The sequence below is a fragment of the Bacteroidales bacterium genome (assembly GCA_035353855.1).
In the GTDB taxonomy this organism is placed as follows: Bacteria; Bacteroidota; Bacteroidia; order Bacteroidales; family CG2-30-32-10; genus DAOQAK01.
In genome coordinates this window covers 1-17,879 of record DAOQAK010000053.1, presented here as the reverse complement: position 1 = coordinate 17,879, position 17,879 = coordinate 1, and the positions used below count along the sequence as shown (strand labels likewise).

10 protein-coding genes are annotated in these 17,879 nt (G+C 34.2%); 8 read left to right on the top strand and 2 right to left on the bottom strand.

Annotated features, from left to right (window positions below):
• Positions 1-190: 190 nt before the first annotated feature.
• Both PKK00_12545 and PKK00_12540 read right to left on the bottom strand, forming a co-directional pair.
• Positions 191-787: a hypothetical protein gene (locus tag PKK00_12545; GenBank protein HNW99230.1), complete on the bottom strand. Its 597-nt coding sequence runs from the start codon at positions 785-787 to the stop codon at positions 191-193.
• Between the two features lie 7 nt (positions 788-794).
• On the bottom strand, positions 795-2,912 hold the full coding sequence (locus PKK00_12540; GenBank protein ID HNW99229.1) for a prolyl oligopeptidase family serine peptidase: 2,118 nt from the start codon (positions 2,910-2,912) through the stop codon (positions 795-797).
• Between the two features lie 117 nt (positions 2,913-3,029).
• On the opposite strand from PKK00_12540, the gene PKK00_12535 reads away from it, so the two are divergent.
• The 8 genes from PKK00_12535 to PKK00_12500 all read left to right on the top strand — a co-directional run bounded on the left by PKK00_12535 (position 3,030) and on the right by PKK00_12500 (position 17,639).
• A complete protein-coding gene (locus PKK00_12535) occupies positions 3,030-3,926 on the top strand; it encodes a hypothetical protein (protein ID HNW99228.1) in 897 nt (298 codons plus the stop codon).
• 164 nt (positions 3,927-4,090) lie between these two features.
• Positions 4,091-7,816, top strand: a complete 3,726-nt coding sequence (locus PKK00_12530; GenBank protein ID HNW99227.1) for a PKD domain-containing protein — start codon at positions 4,091-4,093, stop codon at positions 7,814-7,816.
• A 65-nt stretch (positions 7,817-7,881) separates the two neighbouring features.
• Complete coding sequence (locus PKK00_12525; protein ID HNW99226.1) at positions 7,882-11,910, top strand: PKD domain-containing protein; 4,029 nt, start codon at positions 7,882-7,884, stop codon at positions 11,908-11,910.
• A gap of 112 nt (positions 11,911-12,022) precedes the next feature.
• Positions 12,023-13,039, top strand: a complete 1,017-nt coding sequence (locus PKK00_12520) for a PorP/SprF family type IX secretion system membrane protein (protein ID HNW99225.1) — start codon at positions 12,023-12,025, stop codon at positions 13,037-13,039.
• A 220-nt stretch (positions 13,040-13,259) separates the two neighbouring features.
• Positions 13,260-15,560 carry a DUF1573 domain-containing protein gene (locus tag PKK00_12515; GenBank protein ID HNW99224.1) on the top strand — a complete coding sequence of 767 codons (2,301 nt, stop codon included), beginning with the start codon at positions 13,260-13,262 and terminating at the stop codon, positions 15,558-15,560.
• Positions 15,561-15,852: 292 nt separating this feature from the next.
• Positions 15,853-16,593 (top strand): M15 family metallopeptidase, encoded by a 741-nt coding sequence (locus PKK00_12510; protein HNW99223.1) that lies wholly within the window; start codon positions 15,853-15,855, stop codon positions 16,591-16,593.
• A gap of 85 nt (positions 16,594-16,678) precedes the next feature.
• Positions 16,679-17,155, top strand: a complete 477-nt coding sequence (locus PKK00_12505) for a hypothetical protein (protein HNW99222.1) — start codon at positions 16,679-16,681, stop codon at positions 17,153-17,155.
• A gap of 55 nt (positions 17,156-17,210) precedes the next feature.
• Positions 17,211-17,639: a hypothetical protein gene (locus PKK00_12500; GenBank protein ID HNW99221.1), complete on the top strand. Its 429-nt coding sequence runs from the start codon at positions 17,211-17,213 to the stop codon at positions 17,637-17,639.
• Positions 17,640-17,879 lie beyond the last annotated feature (240 nt).

The window sequence follows — 17,879 nt, the reverse complement described above, 5'->3', positions numbered from 1 at the left end:
GTTGTAGGTGCTTTAGCTATAAACAATATCCATCAGAGCAATGTTCTTGTAATGATAATCTTTTTATAAAATATTGGTAACCTCGCATGAAAAGCAAGGAAGAAAATAGAACTGAAATATGCAACCCCGTAGGGGTTGAACATTTTATCTTGGATTTTAGTAAGTCTATGGCGGATTGAAATTTTTAAAATTATTTTATTTCAAAATCATCAAGTATATCATTTGTTATTGTTGAATCACCACAAATATTAAAAGCATAAGCATCTCCCATCTCGACAGAATATTTATCAGGAATCTGAACGTAATATAAAGGTCCTAATGTGTCTCGTTTTACAACGGTCCAAATTGGAACAAAACCGTTCGTTGTAGTGGAATCATTTGGTACTTTGCTTTTATAAGAAACGTAATTAACAAAAAGCTCATGAATCAAAATATTTTTTTTATTGTAATATTTTTCCCAGCGTACAATGCTGTCGCCTTCATAATAGCTGCCATGACCGGCTGCGGAATAAATATTTTTTGAATGGATACTTATAATATTTTTAAAATTATCCTGCTTATAAAATTTTTTGTTCAAAATATAAATGAAGGCATTTTTTTTCATTAAAGAGTCTTTTACAACAGCATAAGCATCCTTCACTGATAAAGAATATCTATTGGAAATGCTGATGCTGGTATGCCATTTGTCAATGTTGTGAACAACTTGTTCGTTACAGCTTGTTTTATTTGTGCTATAGCCTATGATCACGATCAAGATCCCAAGAATGATTCCAATAAAATATCTCATAATAAAATTAATATTTAGGATTCATACCCAAATTAAACATAATAAAAGAATACAGGTCAGAATATTCATTGATAATTTTTGAAGTCGGTTTTCCTGCGCCATGTCCGGCCATTGATTCAATACGAATGAGAACAGGATTAATGCCTGTTTGCTTTTCCTGTAACGTGGAAATGAATTTAAATGAATGTGCAGGCACAACGCGGTCGTCGTGATCTGCTGTCATTACAAGCGTTGCAGGATATTTTACACCGGCTTTGATATTGTGAAGCGGAGAATAACCATAAATATATTTAAACATTTCAGGACTATCTTCGCTGGTGCCATAGTCGCTCGACCATGCTTTACCAATTGTGAATTTCTGATAACGTAACATGTCCATAACTCCAACCTGTGGAATACACACTTTAAATAAATCAGGGCGCTGAGTCATACAAGCACCAATTAATAAACCACCGTTTGAACCGCCCATGATAGCAAGCTTTTCGGAAGATGTAAATTTATTGTCGATCAAATATTGAGCAGCATAAATAAAGTCGTCGAAAACATTTTGTTTTTTCATTTTGGTTCCTGCCATATGCCAGTCTTCTCCATATTCACCACCTCCGCGAATATTTGCCATGGCATATATTCCACCATTTTCAATAAAAAGCAGACGGCTCAAACTGAAACTTGGAGTTAAACTGATATTAAAACCACCATATCCATATAATAAAGTAGGATTGTTTCCATTCAGCACGATTCCTTTTTTGTAAATAAGGAACATTGGAATTTTAGTGCCGTCTTTACTGGTATAGAACACTTGTTTGGTTTCAAAGTTTTCAGCATTAAAATCAATTTCAGGTTTTTTATATACTGTAGATTTGTTAGCACTCACATCAAATTTATAAATAGTTGCAGGGAAAGTAAATGATGTGAATGAATAGAAAGCAATATTATCTTCTTTTTTACCGCTGAAACCGCCTGCTGAGCCTATGCATGGATACTGCACTTCGCCTTCCAGTTTTCCGTCAAGTGTGTAAATGTATGATTTGCTGTAAGCGTCTTTTAGGTATTCGGCAATAAGTTTTCCGCCAACATAAGAAACACCTTGTAGTACTTCTGTTTTTTCAGGAATAATGGTTACCCAATTTTTTTCTTCAGGTTTTTCCGGGTCAACTAAAACCAGTTTATATTTAGGCGCATGGCAATTGGTAATCATAATGAGTTTGTCATTATAATCATCAATAACTCCATAATCAAAATCAAAACCTTTTGCTATTTGTTTAAATTCTTTTTCGTTTTTATCAAGTCGAAGATAATATAATCCATTCCCGCTGGTAGTCTCGGTTTCCGACATAATCAAAAATTTTTCATCTTCGGTAGTTTGCGCTCCGTAATTGCGTTCTGCGTTATCTTTATTGCTGTATATTAAAATATCGTTGCTTTGTTCGTCCCCAATTTTATGGTAATACATTTTCTGAAATTCATTTTTTTGAGAAAGTTCTTTTCCTTTTTCCGGTTCGTCGTAACGGCTATAGTAGAATCCATCACCTTTCCAGGCAATGCCCGAAAATTTTATCCATTTCAGATGGTCGGTAAGAAGTTTGTTGTTTTCAATATCTATCACATAACCTTCGTTCCAGTCGGAACCACCGGTTGACGTATAATAAACAAGATATTTACCATTATTTGAAACTGATAATTCAGCAAGAGCAACAGTGCCATCGGTAGAAAGCTTATTCGGATCGAGCATTACGCGGGGTTCTTTGTCGAGTGCATCCTGAATATAGAGCACGCTTTGATTCTGCATTCCATCGTTTTTATAAAAGAAATATTTTGTGCCGCCTTTAAAAGGAACATCGAATTTTGGATAGTTCCAGATTTTGGTAAGACGTTCTTTCAATATGTTGCGAAAAGGAATTTTTTCAAAATATTTTTCGGTAACGGCATTTTCTTCTTTAACCCAATTTGATGTAGCTGCTGATGTATCATCTTCGAGCCAGCGGTATGGGTCGGGCACCTTAGTGCCAAAATAAGTATCAATGGTGTCAACTTTTTTGGTAACCGGGTATTTAATGATGTCCTGCGATTTCATGAGTAATGGAATAATCAAAATTATTACTGTTGTTAAAAATATTTTTTTCATGGGAGTGATTTATTTGTGTTGATATTTCGTAAATATAATTCTGTTTAAGATATTTGCAGGGTAAAAGTAATAATTTTTGAATTCAGAATTCAGAAGATAAAATTTAAATAAAATAATATGACAGCAATAAAAACCATTACTACATTACATTTTGATTATATGCAGACAGGCGCCGGCGAGAATTTTGAAAATATAAAACCATTCAAATCGGCGTATGCAGAATATGATACTGATGAACATCCTTTAATGGAAATATCATATAGTAAAGATGGTTCTGTTGAACAGAAATGTGTCAATAAATATAACACACAGGGAAAAGTTATTGAAGAACTTTTATATAATGAAGACGATGAAATTGATGAAAAGAAAACTTATGAATATAATGAGAAATGTGATGTGCTGAACTCAAAGCTGTATTATGCCGATGGCTCTTTTGACATAACGAATTATTTGTATGACGAAAATAATAATTTGATTGAGAAAAATACTGTCGATTCGGATGGAGAATTGGAATCAAAAAAAGTTTTAACCTACGAGAATGGGAAACTTTCAAGTGAAATTTCTACAGATGCTGAGGGGATTGTTACTAATAAACTTCATATTGATTATGATGAAAAAGGTAATGAAACAAAAATTGAACGATATATTGCCGTTGACGATAAAACTACACGAACAGAAATTATCTATAATGAAAAAGATGAAAAATCGGAAGTATTAAATTATGTGAATAACAAACTTGTTTCAAAACAACTTTATGAATTGAATGAAAAAGAACAGTTAGTTAAGATAGAAGAAGAAGAGCAGTATAGTGCCAGTACTACAGTTTTTACTTATGATGAAAGAGGTAATATGACAGAACAAACTGAAACCAATGAAGCAGGAGAATTAAACAGCAGGATAACAAGGAAGTTCAACGAAAATAATAAACTGGATGAGGTCTATGTTACTGTCGACCGTCATGGTCGCGGGATCAATCAGAATTATAAGATTCAATATATTTATGAGTATTTTTGATAAAGCGGAATAAAATAATGCCGGATGAATAAAAAAAAGTGATAAATCAAGGCAACCTTTTCGCAAAAAATTCTATCTTCGCATATAGAGCAATTCATGTAATTTTGAATTTAGGATTTAAAAGAATAAAAATATTTTTTTACTTCATTTTAGGTTTATTCAGTTTGAGTACTGCTGTATATGCCCAGGATGGGCATTATCATGGCGGCAACCAGGAATTTATCGAAAATAAAAATCAATGGGGGAAGAATATCCTTTATAAATCGGATATAAGTGGTGGTGCGGTCTATCTTGAAAAAAACGGTTTCACATTTGTTTTTAAAGATGTTGCGGCCATTCAAAATTTATTAAAATTTAAAAATAATCTTACCGGAAAAATTGATAAAATCCCATCGGCTGATTTCAGGATAAAATGCCATGCTTATAAAATAAATTTCCTGAATGCAAGACTGGATGCGCTTGTTAGTGCTGATGAACCAAAAGATGGCTATTACAATTATTATCTTGGAAAAGATAAAACGAAATGGGCATCAAAAGTAAAATCGTATGGAATGGTTTTGTATAAAAGTCTTTATGAAAAAACGGATTTAAAAGTTTATGAAAGCGATTCCCATATGAAATATGATTTTATTCTTCATCCGGGTGCTGCTGTTGATGAAATAAAACTTCAGTACGAAGGGTTGGATAATATTTTATTACGTGAAGGAAATCTTTATATAAAGACATCTGTAAATGAAGTGACTGAACTTAGTCCGGATGCATACCAGATGAATGGAAATAATACAACAAAGATTGAATGTAAATATAAATTATCGGGAAATGTTTTAACTTTTATTTTTCCCAAAGGATATGATAAATCAAAGGATTTAATAATTGACCCGACATTAATTTTTTCAACTTATTCAGGTTCTACTATTGATAACTGGGGGTTTACAGCAACTTTCGATTCATATGGAAATGCATACTCAGGTGGAATTGCATTTGGTACTGGTTATCCTGTTTCTGTTGGCGCTTTCCAGGAAATATTTGGTGGCGGGGAGTATAATCCCAATATGTCTAATAATTATTGCCTTCTTGGGTGCGATGCAGCAATTATAAAATACGATTCTTCTGGAACCCATCGTTTATGGGCGACATACCTGGGTGGTTCAAGAAATGATATGCCTCATAGTATGATTGTAAATACAAACGATGAATTAGTTCTTTATGGAACAACAGGTTCATCAGATTTTCCTGTTACTAATAATGCTTATGATAAAACTTTTATGGGTGGAGACTCTATAATGTATGATCGTGTAATAAAATTTTCAAAAGGCATTGATATTTTTGTCTCGAAAATAAAGGCTGATGGAACAGCTTTATTAGCATCAACATATATAGGTGGCACAAAAAATGACGGATTAAACGACCCCTCAATACTTTCATATAATTATGCAGATGGCGCCCGTGGTGAAGTTATGACAGATGAAAATAATAATGTATATGTTGTTTCAACAACCAATTCCATTGATTTTCCTGTAACAGCTAACGCATTTCAAAACAATCCCGGTGGAGGTGGGCAGGATGCCTGCATGTTTAAAATGAATTCATCATTATCAAATTTACTTTGGAGTTCATACCTTGGTGGAAGCGGTAATGATGCAGCTTATGGCATTGCACTTGATAATGATCAAAACGCATACATTGCCGGTGGTACATCATCCCCAAATTTTCCTGTAACAGCAGGTGCTTTACATACATCATATTTGGGTGGTATATCAGATGGATTTATTACAAAAATTAATAATGATGCCAGTAGTATTTTGAAATCCACATATTATGGCTCAATGAACTATGATCAGGCCTATCTTATCCAGCGTGATAAAGAAGGATATATATATGTTTACGGGCAAACAGCCGATTCGCTTAATACCTTAATTTATAATGCAAATTGGGCAACTGATAGTGGTGGACAGTTCATCAGCAAAATAAATTTTAATCTCGATACATTAATCTGGTCAACTAATTTTGGTAAGGGTGATTATAAACCGGATATTTCTCCTACTGCTTTTCTTGTTGATTTGTGTAATAAGATTTATATTTCAGGATGGGGAAGTACATTAGGTCTTCCAATAACGTCAGATGCTTATCAGGATTCAACTAATGGAAGTGACTATTATTTGCTAGTTATGAGTGATGATGCTTCAGCATTGATATATGCAACTTATTTTGGAAGTCCTAATGCAGTCGATCATGTAGATGGGGGCACCAGTCGTTTCGATAGAAGAGGTAGAATATATCAATCGGTTTGTGCAGGATGTAATGGTAGTTGGGATGATTTTCCTACAACACCCGGTGCTTGGTCAAATACTGATAACAGCCCTAATTGTAATAATGCACTTTTTAAATTCGATTTTAATATGCCGCTTGTAATAGCTGATTTTATTAAGCCTGAGGATTGCGGCCCGTTAAATATTAATTTTCAAAATACTTCTCATACATCGGGAGCACCCGGTGTAAATTATTTATGGACGTTTGGTGATGGAAGTAATTCAACTCAAATAAATCCTACTCATTTGTATAGTATTCCTGGAACATATAATGTAACACTTATTGTTTCCGATACCGGAAGTTGTAATGCTTCTGATACCATTACTAAACATATTGTTATAACTGATCTTATTATAAATGCAGAACCTGATACAGCAATTTGTAAAGGTAATGTGATGCTATCGGCAAATGCCACAGCTACAGGCGGAGTTAATATATACGTCTGGTCAACGACAAATAATTTTTCTGATACGTTAAATAATCCATTAACGAATAATTCTGTTATTGTTAGCCCACTTGTTTCTACAACATATTATGTTCAGGCATTTGACCAATATAATTGCAGCAGGATTGACAGTGTTCGTGTGAATATTGTTGAAATGGATGCAATCATATCATTTGTTTCCATGCCAAGTTGTAAGGATTCATGTAACGGGCACGCTACAGTAATCCCATCGGGAGGAATATCTCCATATACATATTTGTGGAGTAATTCGGAAACTTCGCAAACAGTAAATGATCTTTGTGCCGGTAGTTATTCTGTTACTGTCTATGATGCTTATCATTGCCCGGCTATAGGCACAGTATTATTTACTGAGCCTTCAAAACTGGAAGCGAATCTTTCTGCATTAACTTCAGTATGTTCTGATTCATGTAATGCCGTTGCATTGGCTGCTGCCACAGGTGGTACGCCTCAATATACTTATCATTGGGATAATGGAAAAGATGATGATTTTATTATGTATTTATGTTCAGGTACCTATTACATTACTGTTACTGATGTTCACGATTGCAGGGCTATTGATTCTGTTTCTATTCCTGATTCAATAATACATCCGCCGGATATTTATACATATGCTGACCATTCTGTGATTTATTATACTCAAAGCACCGGGATTCATACAACCGTAATTCCGAATGCAACCTATTCATGGTCGCCAGCCGGAAGTGTTGCCAACCCATCGTCTCCAAATACTATTGCAACACCGCCGTCAACAACAATGTATATTGTAACTATTATTGATCAGTTTGGTTGTGAATATAAAGACACAATTATAATTTATGTTAATGAAGTCCTGTGCGATGATTCACAGATTTTTGTTCCGAATGCCTTTACGCCAAATGACGATAATAATAACGATGTTGTGTATGTGAGAAGCAATGTGTTGAAGAGTATTTATTTTGCAATTTATGACCATTGGGGTGAAAGAGTTTTTGAAACTTCCGATATGAATACAGGATGGGACGGCACTTTCAGAGGGCGGAAATGCGATCCTGAAGTTTTCGATTATTACCTGAAAGCTACTTGTATCAATGATATGGAATTCGTTAAAAAAGGGAATATCACATTGATAAAATAATACGAATATCAAACAGTTCTTTTGACAAAAATCATATATTTGTATAAGGAATTATTAAGTTAATCTTGAAAATAAAATTCAATATCCTGTTTCTGTTTTTTTACTTCATAATATTTTTATGTGGTATTAATAATTCTTTATTTGCACAGCCCCAGCATGAAGGCAATCTTGAATTTATTGAAAATAAAAATCAGTGGGATGAAAATGTTTTATATAAGTCAGAAATTTGTGGTGGCGCAGTTTTTCTTGGGAAAAACGGTTTTACATTTGCATTTAAAGATTTAAAAGCAGTAAAAAAAATACAACAGTACAAAACATTACCACCTGATAAAAGAGAAAAATTACTTCCTTCCGATTTTATCATTAATCATCATGCTTATAAAATAAACTTTCTGAATGCAAAGCCGGATGTTAATGTTGTGGCTAATGAGCAGAAAGCAGGGTGCTATAATTATTTTATCGGAAATGATAAAAACAAATGGGCATCGAAAGTTAAATCATACCGAAGCGTAACTTATAAAGAACTTTATGCTAAAACTGATTTATGTATTTATGAAAATAATTTTTTAATGAAATATGATTTTACATTGCAACCCGGTGCTGATATTAATAATATTAAACTTCAGTATGAAGGTGTTGATGTAATTGCAATACGTGAAGGAAACATTTATATAAAAACTTCAGTGAATGAAGTTACGGAACTTAGTCCTGAAGCATATCAGTATAAAGGAAAAAATAAAGTACAAGTTGAATGTAAATATAAGCTGACAGGAAATATTTTATCGTTTGAATTTCCGAAAGGTTATGATAAAACAAAAGAATTAATCATTGATCCTACTTTAATTTTTTCAACCTATTCGGGTTCAACCGTTGACAACTGGGGCTTTACCGCAACATATGACACGTATGGAAATGCATATTCAGGTGGAGTTGCATTTGGTACAGGATTTCCTGTTTCTACAGGAGCTTATCAGGTAAATTATGGTGGCGGAGATGTTGGTAGTGGATACGGCTGTGATATATCAATCATCAAATATGATTCATCAGGAACACAGCGTTTGTGGGCAACCTATTTAGGCGGCTCTGCAAATGAGCTTCCTCATAGTATGATTGTCAATGAACAGAATGAACTTGTTCTTTTTGGAACAACGGGTTCTTTGAACTACCCTGTAACAGCAGGGGCTTATGATCAAAGTTTTAATGGTGGTGATAATATTACATATGATGGCGCAATTATATTTTCTAATGGGATTGATATATTCGTATCTAAATTAAGTGAAGACGGAACACAATTGGTTGCTTCCACGTTTGTTGGAGGGACTAAGAATGACGGTATGAATTACCCTTCGATACTTTCAAAGAATTATGCTGATGGTGCCCGTGGTGAAGTAATGACTGATGCAAATAGCAATGTGTATATTGTTTCCACAACGAATTCAATCGATTTCCCTGTTACATCAGGTGCGTTTCAAACTACCGCTGGAGGCGGCGATCAGGATGGTTGTGTATTCAAATTGAATGCAAATCTTTCAAGTATGATATGGGCTTCATATCTTGGAGGAAATGGAAATGATGCAACATACGGTATAGTTCTCGATGATAACAAAAATGTTTATGTTACCGGTGGAACAGCTTCTGCAAATTTTCCTGTTACATCAGGTGCATTGCATACTTCATATCTGGGAGGCAATTCGGATGGATACATTTCCGAAATAAGTGCGAATGGAAATTCTATCTTAAATTCTACCTATTACGGTTCTGATGCCTACGACCAGTCGTATTTGATAGATATTGACAATTCAAATAATATCTATGTATACGGACAAACAGCAGCTACAGGAACGACAATGATATATAATGCCACATGGAATAAACCGAATGGCGGGCAGTTTGTGAGTAAAATAAATTCTTCATTAAATTCATTAGCATGGTCAACAACTTTTGGCACTGGTAATGGTGGACCTGATATTTCTCCTACAGCTTTTCTGGTTGATATTTGTAATAAAATATATATGACTGGATGGGGAGGACCTAATACAAATGGTTTTGGTGGTACTGCTGGTCTTCCAATAACATCAGATGCATTTCAAAGCACTACAGATAATAATGATTATTATTTGCTTGTAATCAATGATGATGCTTCATCGCTTATTTACGCTACCTATTTTGGTAGTCCAAATTCTAATGATCATGTTGATGGAGGAACCAGCAGATTTGACAGGCAGGGAAGAATATACCAGTCGGTTTGTGCCGGATGTGGCAGTTTTGATGATTTCCCTACAACACCAGGGGCATGGTCAAATACGAATAATAGCACCAACTGTAATAATGCTCTTTTTAAATTTGATTTTGAAATGCCAATGGTGATTGCCGATTTCCTTCCTCCTGATGCATGTATTTCTGAAAACAATTATTTTCAGAATACTTCTACCGTTAGCAACTCTGCTGATGCTACATATCAATGGTCGTTTGGCGATGGAGCAACTTCTGCTCTTGAAAACCCTTATCATTCGTACTCTTTACCCGGGGTATATTATGTTACACTTATTGTTGAAAATACAGGAGCATGTAATTCGATTGATACCGTGATCAAGCAGGTAACCGTTTATTCAATAACATTAAATGCCTGTAATGATACAACAATGTGCCAGGGAAGTGTTACGCTTGACGCGAACTCATCAGGAACGGCAACAAATTTCATTTGGTCTGATACGCCTGATTTTACTAATATTTTAAATAATCCTACTACTGACAGTTCTGTGGTTGTTTCTACAAATGTTTCTGCAACATATTATATTCAGGCATTGAATCAGCATTGTTCAAAAATTGATAGTGTTCATGTATATATTGCAAATGTAAATGTTAATATTCAACCTGGAATTACACCAACATGTAAGAATATGTGTAATGGGCAGATTACATTAACTGTAACAGGTGGAACATCTCCGTACGATTACCAATGGAGTAATGGTAGTCATACACAAACATTAAATAACTTGTGTGAAGGAAATTATACGATTACAATTACTGATGCGAATCATTGTACCACTTCTGAAATAATTCAGTTGGCTTCAATTAATCCTCCTTTATTAATTTTATCTATGACTCCCGATACATGTAGCTTGTGTAATGGTACTGCTACAGTAAGTGTTTCCGGCGGCAGCCCTCCATATGAATACACATGGTTACCTGGGATGCAGAGTAATTCTACCATTACAGACCTATGTAGCGGTGAATATATTGTAAGAGTATCCGACTCATTGGACTGTAGTATTATTGATACAATTGATGTTACACCTGTTCAGAGTTTTGATATAAATGTGCATTCAACACCTGATGTTTGTTTTCAGGGTAACGGAACAGCTACAGTAATTGCTACAGGTAGCTCCGGGTATACCTATGATTGGGGCGCCGGTTCAATACAAAATACACCGGTAATTTCCGGACTTCATTCGGGAACTTATAATGTAACAGTTACTGATATAAAACAATGCTCTGAGGTTATATCAGCTGTTGTAGGTGATTCGGGAGATTTAAATATTTCATTGTTTGCCTACCCTAAAGTTCTAACTTTAATTGATGACCTACCTGTTCACTTTATTGGAAGCTCAGCTGATAATGTTGTTAACTGGCAATGGGATTTCGGAGATGGAACAACATATTCAGGGGCGTCTTCCGAAGAACATACATATTGCAGTTTGGGCACTTTCCTGATCACTCTGATAGGAACAGGTAATAATGGCTGTAAAGATACAGCATACGAAAATATTGAAGTACGCGATATTTTCGCGTTTTACATTCCTAATGCATTTACTCCGGATGGTGATGGTATCAATGATTTCTTTTTCCCCCAGGGAATTAATGTTGATCCCGAAAATTTTGAAATGTGGATATACAATCGTTGGGGAAATATGATATATCACACTGATGTATGGTATGATGACGAATACAAATGCGAAGGATGGAACGGAACCGAAGATAACCTGGGTACATGGAATGATGCGATAATTGATGTTTATGTTTATCATATAAATGTTAGAGAAATTTTTGGACCTGAATATACATACTATGGTAAGGTGGTATTAATAAAGTAAGTATAATTTTATTTTCTCGATAAAATTGAAGTCAGTTATAAAATTATATCAATAATATTTTTTGATAAATAATAGATTAAAATTTGGGTAAGATAAATACTAAAATTACTTAATGAATAAACGACTTCTCAATATAATAATTTATTTATTTTTTGTTCTTTTTATTCAGGCACAGGACATTCATCTTACGCAGTATTACACCAGTCCGTTAAATCTGAATCCTGCTGTTTCAGGTTTTTTTTATGGAACACAACGATTCACCATGCAGAATAAATCACAATGGCGTTCAGTTACTGTCCCTTTTAAAACATTTTCTGCTTCGGTTGATATGCCTGTGATAAAGCGTTTATTAAAACAGGATATGTTCGGTGTAGGTTTGGTTGTAAACCGCGATATTGCTGGTGATTCTAAATTCAGCACCACGCAGGTGAATCTTTCATTTTCTTATATTAAATCAATAAGCAGAATAAATAACCAGTTTGTTGGAGCAGGAATACAATTGGGTGCAGCACAACGCAGCATTGATTATTCTCAACTTATCTTCGACAGTCAGTTCGATGGAAATGCTTATAATCCTGCTCTTGGCAATAATGAGCATTTTGCAAAAACAAATTTTTTATTCTATGATATATCTGCCGGTGTCTTCTGGAATTTGTTGAAACATCGCAAACAGGGATTTGATGCAGGTATAGCAATGTATCATATCAACAGACCAAAGCAATCTTTATTTTATGATAATTCTATTAAACTTGACAGAAAAATAGTTATTCATGCTGGTTCACAGTTTAGAGCTAAAAAAAATATAGATATTTTTCCGGGGATACTTTTTATGAACCAGGGAAAATACAGGGAGATTGATATTGGTGCATTGGCTAAAATTATTAAAGTTCCAAATGAAGCCAATTACTTTGCTTTAGCGTTGGGAATGTATTATCGAATTAATGATGCGTTTAATTTTATTGCTGGTATCGATTACCGGGATGTTTCAGTTGGTGTAAGTTATGATGTGAATACGTCGACTCTGGTGCCGGCAAGTAATTATATGGGAGGTTTTGAAGTTTCGATAATTTATATAATAAATAAATATAAGAAGACGTATGTGAAGAAAATTCCTTGTCCGATATTTTAATAATAGTTTTGAGTTTTTAGTTTAGAGTTAAAAGTTGACATTCGAAAAAATTATTATAACAAAGAAAAACTAACATAACGATGAATGACAATAATCATAAGCGAAGCGTTAATATTAACAAAAACAACAAACTCCGTCGCGGAAAACGGCAACAATAAACATCAAACAACAAACAACAAACGTCTAACATCCAACAACCAAGCATTGAGATAATTTTGTAATGAGAAAAATTCTGTTTTTTATAATATGCCTGAATAGCCTGCCATTATTGGCACAAACGACTGATGAAAATTTAAAATTTGGGGATGATGCTTTTGCTGATGGCGATTATTACAGCGCTTCCACTTACTATTATTCTGTTCTTTCCGGTGATACAACAAATATTGAACTTGCATACAAATATGCCGAATCATGCCGTTTATTCAACGATTACAGGCAAGCTGAAAAATGGTACCAGGTAGTTTATGAATCGAAAGAAACCGAAAAATATCCTCTGGCATTATTTTATCTGGCATTGATGAATAAGAATAATGGAGAATATTCTACAGCGAAAAATAATTTTTATAAATATTACAACAAGAATAAAAAAGAGGATTCCTATTATACTCAAAAAGCTTTGCATGAAGTTGAATCGTGCGACTTTGCAATGAAGCTGGTGAAGGACACCGTATCTGTGTTAATTGAACATCTTACTGAAAATGTAAACACTCCGTACTCTGAATTTGGTGCCTTGCAGCTTGGCGATACATCGCTTGTGTATTCCGCATTGCGACCTAATTCTGCAGATGAATACCAGGACATACTTCCTAATTTTTATCTTTCACGGATTTATTCTTCAAAAAATACAATTGCCGGATGGTCGAAAGGGCGCGAATTTCCGTACATCATCAATAATAAAGAGAGCAATAATGCAAACATTACATATACTCCCATTCATAAAAAAATATTTTTCTCGCGTTGCTCAGTTGATAAAATTTCAGATATGAAGTGTGTCATTTATGTAACAGAATTTGCAAATGGAAAATGGCAGAAGCCTGTAAAACTTGATGACCGGATAAATGCACCCGGCTACACCAGCACACAGCCATCGTATTCAAAACTCGATGATGGAAGAGAAGTCTTGTATTTTGTTTCAAATATGCCCGGTGGTTATGGCAAATACGATATTTGGTTTTCGGTGATAAACAAAGGAAGTTACAATGCTCCTCTGAATTTGGGAAACAACATAAATACTCCCGGCGATGAAATTTCTCCCTTCTATTACAAAGAAAAAAATACGCTTTTCTTTAGCTCCGACTGGTACAACGGACTTGGTGGTTATGATATTTTTAAATCAAAAGGAACATTGAACGAATGGGAAATACCCGAAAATATGGGCTTCCCAATTAATACAAGTTATAACGATTTATATTTTTCAGTAAATGAAAATGACACCGATGGATATTTTACATCCAATCGCCCGGGTTCGTTTTACATTAAAGGTGAAACATGTTGCAATGATATCTGGTCATACGAATGGCTGAATAAAAAGAAAATAAAAAAAGATTCCGTAAAGATTGTTGAAGTAAAAAAAGATACTGTAGATTACGAACAGAATATTAAAGACCTCTTGCCGCTCACTTTGTATTTTCACAATGATATTCCCGATCCGGGCTCAAGAGATACATTCACACGCTTGAATTATAAGACAACTCTTGCCGCTTATATTGAGATGAAAGAAATTTATGAAAAAGAATATTCAAAAGGTTTGAAAGGTACTGATGAAGCTAAAGCAATCAATGATATTCAGGAATTCTTTTCAAACTATGTGGAAAACGGTTTTGAAAAATTACAAAAAATGACCGATTGGCTTTTGCGTGATTTGCAAAAAGGAAATGAAGTGAAGATAACCGTAAAAGGTTTTTGCAGTCCGCTACATACCACTGAATACAATACAAAGCTTGCCAAACGACGAATATCAAGTTTGAAAAATTATTTTAATGAATATGAAAACGGTATATTTCTGAAATACCTTAACGGAACTTCTGCAGATGGCGGAAAACTTATCATTCACGAAGAACCTGTTGGTGAATTACAGTCGAATAAATTTGTGAGCGATAATCCGAATGATGAGCGAAACTCGATATACAGCAGGGCTGCAGCTTTAGAAAGAAAGATACAAATCATTATGTATGAATCGAAAGATTCTGTTGAAAAGAAAAATATTTTACCTGAAATAAAATTTGTAAATAATTCGTATGATTTCGGAACTGTTACAAAAGGCGAAAAGAAAGTATATTCATTTGTCTTCAGGAATACAGGCGAAGCAAGTTTAATTATTGCAGGTGTTGAAACCAGTTGCGGATGCACTGTTTCCGATTTTCCGAAAGATCCCATACTTCCCGGCGAATCACAACAAATAAATATTTTATTCGATAGCCACGATGAACTGGGAATAAAATCAGAAACGATTACCGTTTATTCCAATGCTAAAAATTCTAAAGTGGAATTGAAGATGAATGCTAATGTGGTTGAGAAGTAGACAAGTTAATAAGTAGACAAGATGACAAGTAAATAAGTTTGTTTTAGGAAAATGAAATCTGTTCAATTCGCAATTTTAAACTACAATCAATAACCATAAATGACAATTGATGACTATGAATGACAATCAATGACTCCGCCACGGCGGAGAATAACAAATTTATTATCTGTGAAAATCCGTATAATTAGTGCCATTCGTGTTCTATGATAAAGTAAATGTAACGCTAAATAAAATTAATAAACATCAAACGCCAAACGCCCAACATCTAACGTCTAAAGTCAAACATCCAACAATGCTCAACCATTTAAAATACCTCACATATATTTTTTTCTTAATATTTTTTTCTTGCAATAATCAGGATACTTCGAATAAAATTAATGATAATGATTCGCTGAAAAAAGTTGTAGTTAAAGAAAAACCAATAAGTAAGATTGAAGAAAAAATGCGCAGTATGGGTTTGGTTGATATTCACAGCATAGATACAAGTATTGTTGTTGAAATAAAATACTCAACACTTGACAACTTTATGAAACGCGATGTTTACGGCGATTTTGATAAAGCCTATTTGCAAAAAGAAGTTGCCGAAAGTTTGGTAAAAGCACAGAAATATTTAAATGATTTAAAAAAAGATTATCGGTTAATTATTTATGATGCTGCCCGTCCGCTTAATGTGCAGCAATTCATGTGGGATTCTTCCGGTGTTTCTAATTCGCAAAAAATAAATTATTTGTCGAATCCTGCAATGGGCTCTATACATAATTATGGTTGTGCTGTTGATATTGGTATTCTTGATGATAATGGCAAAGTACTTGATATGGGAACCCCGTTTGATTGTATGGATATTACATCCGGTACTGCTGATGAAGCAGCGTTATTAAAACAAGGAAAACTTACTCAGCAACAAATTGAAAACAGAAAATTATTGCGCAAGGTAATGTGCCATGCAGGCTTTTTTAATGTGGAAAGCGAGTGGTGGCATTTTAATTTTTGTTCGATACAGGTTGCGAAGAGTAAGTATAAGATTATTGAGTAAAATTTCTCGTTAATGGACGAAGAAGGAAACCCAGATTAACGTTGAGAATTATCTGCGAAATCTGCGAGAAAAGAAAAAAAATATTATGTCTTTAACTAATCTCGAGCGAATGATAAAACTTGCAGAGGAAGTTTTTCATGTTAAGAACGACCCCGAGCAGCTTGATGTTGATGAAAATGTTATTAAGCGTTTAAAGAAAATACATCCTGCAACTATTTCTGAATTTGATGATGGTAATGGCCCGGTAGCATGGGTTTTGCTTATACCCACTACAATTGAACTGATGAATAAATTTCTTGAACATAAAATTTCGGAAAAAGAATTGTTCAATCAAACACCTATGAATACAGTATATGAAGCGTTGTATCTTTGTTCTGCATTGGTGCTCGAAGAATACCGTAGAAAAGGAATAACAAAAAAACTTTTAATAGATGCCATAAATAAAATTCAAAAGAAGCATACTTTAAAATATTTATTTGTTTGGGCATTCAGCAAAGAAGGTGATGCAACTGCAGAAACTATTTCCAAATTGACTTCACTGCCTTTACTTAAGCGAAAGTAATTTATTTTGTGAATCATTGTGTCCGCCGCATGGAACAATTGATACAGTCAATATTATGCTGAACGATTTTTCAACGGATAAGAAATATAAATTATCAGACCTTGCAAAAAATAAAGGAGCTGTAATTGTTTTTATCGATCCTGATAAAGAACCTTCAACGCATGTAATGGTTGATATTGCTGAGGTAAAGGGAACATTTGAAAAATGGAATGGTGCTGTTTTGTTTGTTATTCCCTCGAAAAGCAAAACAACTTTTAACCCTTCAATGTTTACTGGGCTTCCGAAACAAAGCATTTATATTGCCGATAATAAAACGGATGATTTCTTTATGAAAATTGAGAATCAAAAAGGATGTTCGTTGGTAAATAAATATCCGGTTGTAATTTATGTTGACAAATCGGGAAAAATGTTTTTCTATTCTGAAGGTTACCGCATTGGAGTAGGTGAGCAGATATTAAAAGTGATAATGAAAACTTCAAAATAAATGTTACTCAGAGTTACACTGAGGATTCACAGAGGTTCCCAGAGAAAAATATTTAAGTCCCGATAGGGACGAAATGTTTATAAATAGAAACTACAAAATAAATCTAAGCCCCGCTTGCCTTGCCCGCATTGCTGCGAAGCATGCAGGCGTGGCAGGTAGGCGGCGATATATTTTCAAATATATTTTCACTAGCGTTGCGTCTTAGTTAGAACATTTTCAATTGATTACATGACTGTTCTT

Excerpts from the sequence above, each read along its gene's own strand:
- PKK00_12545 (HNW99230.1), bottom strand. The coding sequence starts at position 787 with ATGAGATATTTTATTGGAATCATTCTTGGGATCTTGATCGTGATCATA.
- PKK00_12540 (HNW99229.1), bottom strand. The coding sequence starts at position 2,912 with ATGAAAAAAATATTTTTAACAACAGTAATAATTTTGATTATTCCATTA.
- PKK00_12535 (HNW99228.1), top strand. The coding sequence starts at position 3,030 with ATGACAGCAATAAAAACCATTACTACATTACATTTTGATTATATGCAG.
- PKK00_12520 (HNW99225.1), top strand. The coding sequence starts at position 12,023 with ATGAATAAACGACTTCTCAATATAATAATTTATTTATTTTTTGTTCTT.
- PKK00_12515 (HNW99224.1), top strand. The coding sequence starts at position 13,260 with ATGAGAAAAATTCTGTTTTTTATAATATGCCTGAATAGCCTGCCATTA.
- PKK00_12510 (HNW99223.1), top strand. The coding sequence starts at position 15,853 with ATGCTCAACCATTTAAAATACCTCACATATATTTTTTTCTTAATATTT.
- PKK00_12505 (HNW99222.1), top strand. The coding sequence starts at position 16,679 with ATGTCTTTAACTAATCTCGAGCGAATGATAAAACTTGCAGAGGAAGTT.
- PKK00_12500 (HNW99221.1), top strand. The coding sequence starts at position 17,211 with ATGCTGAACGATTTTTCAACGGATAAGAAATATAAATTATCAGACCTT.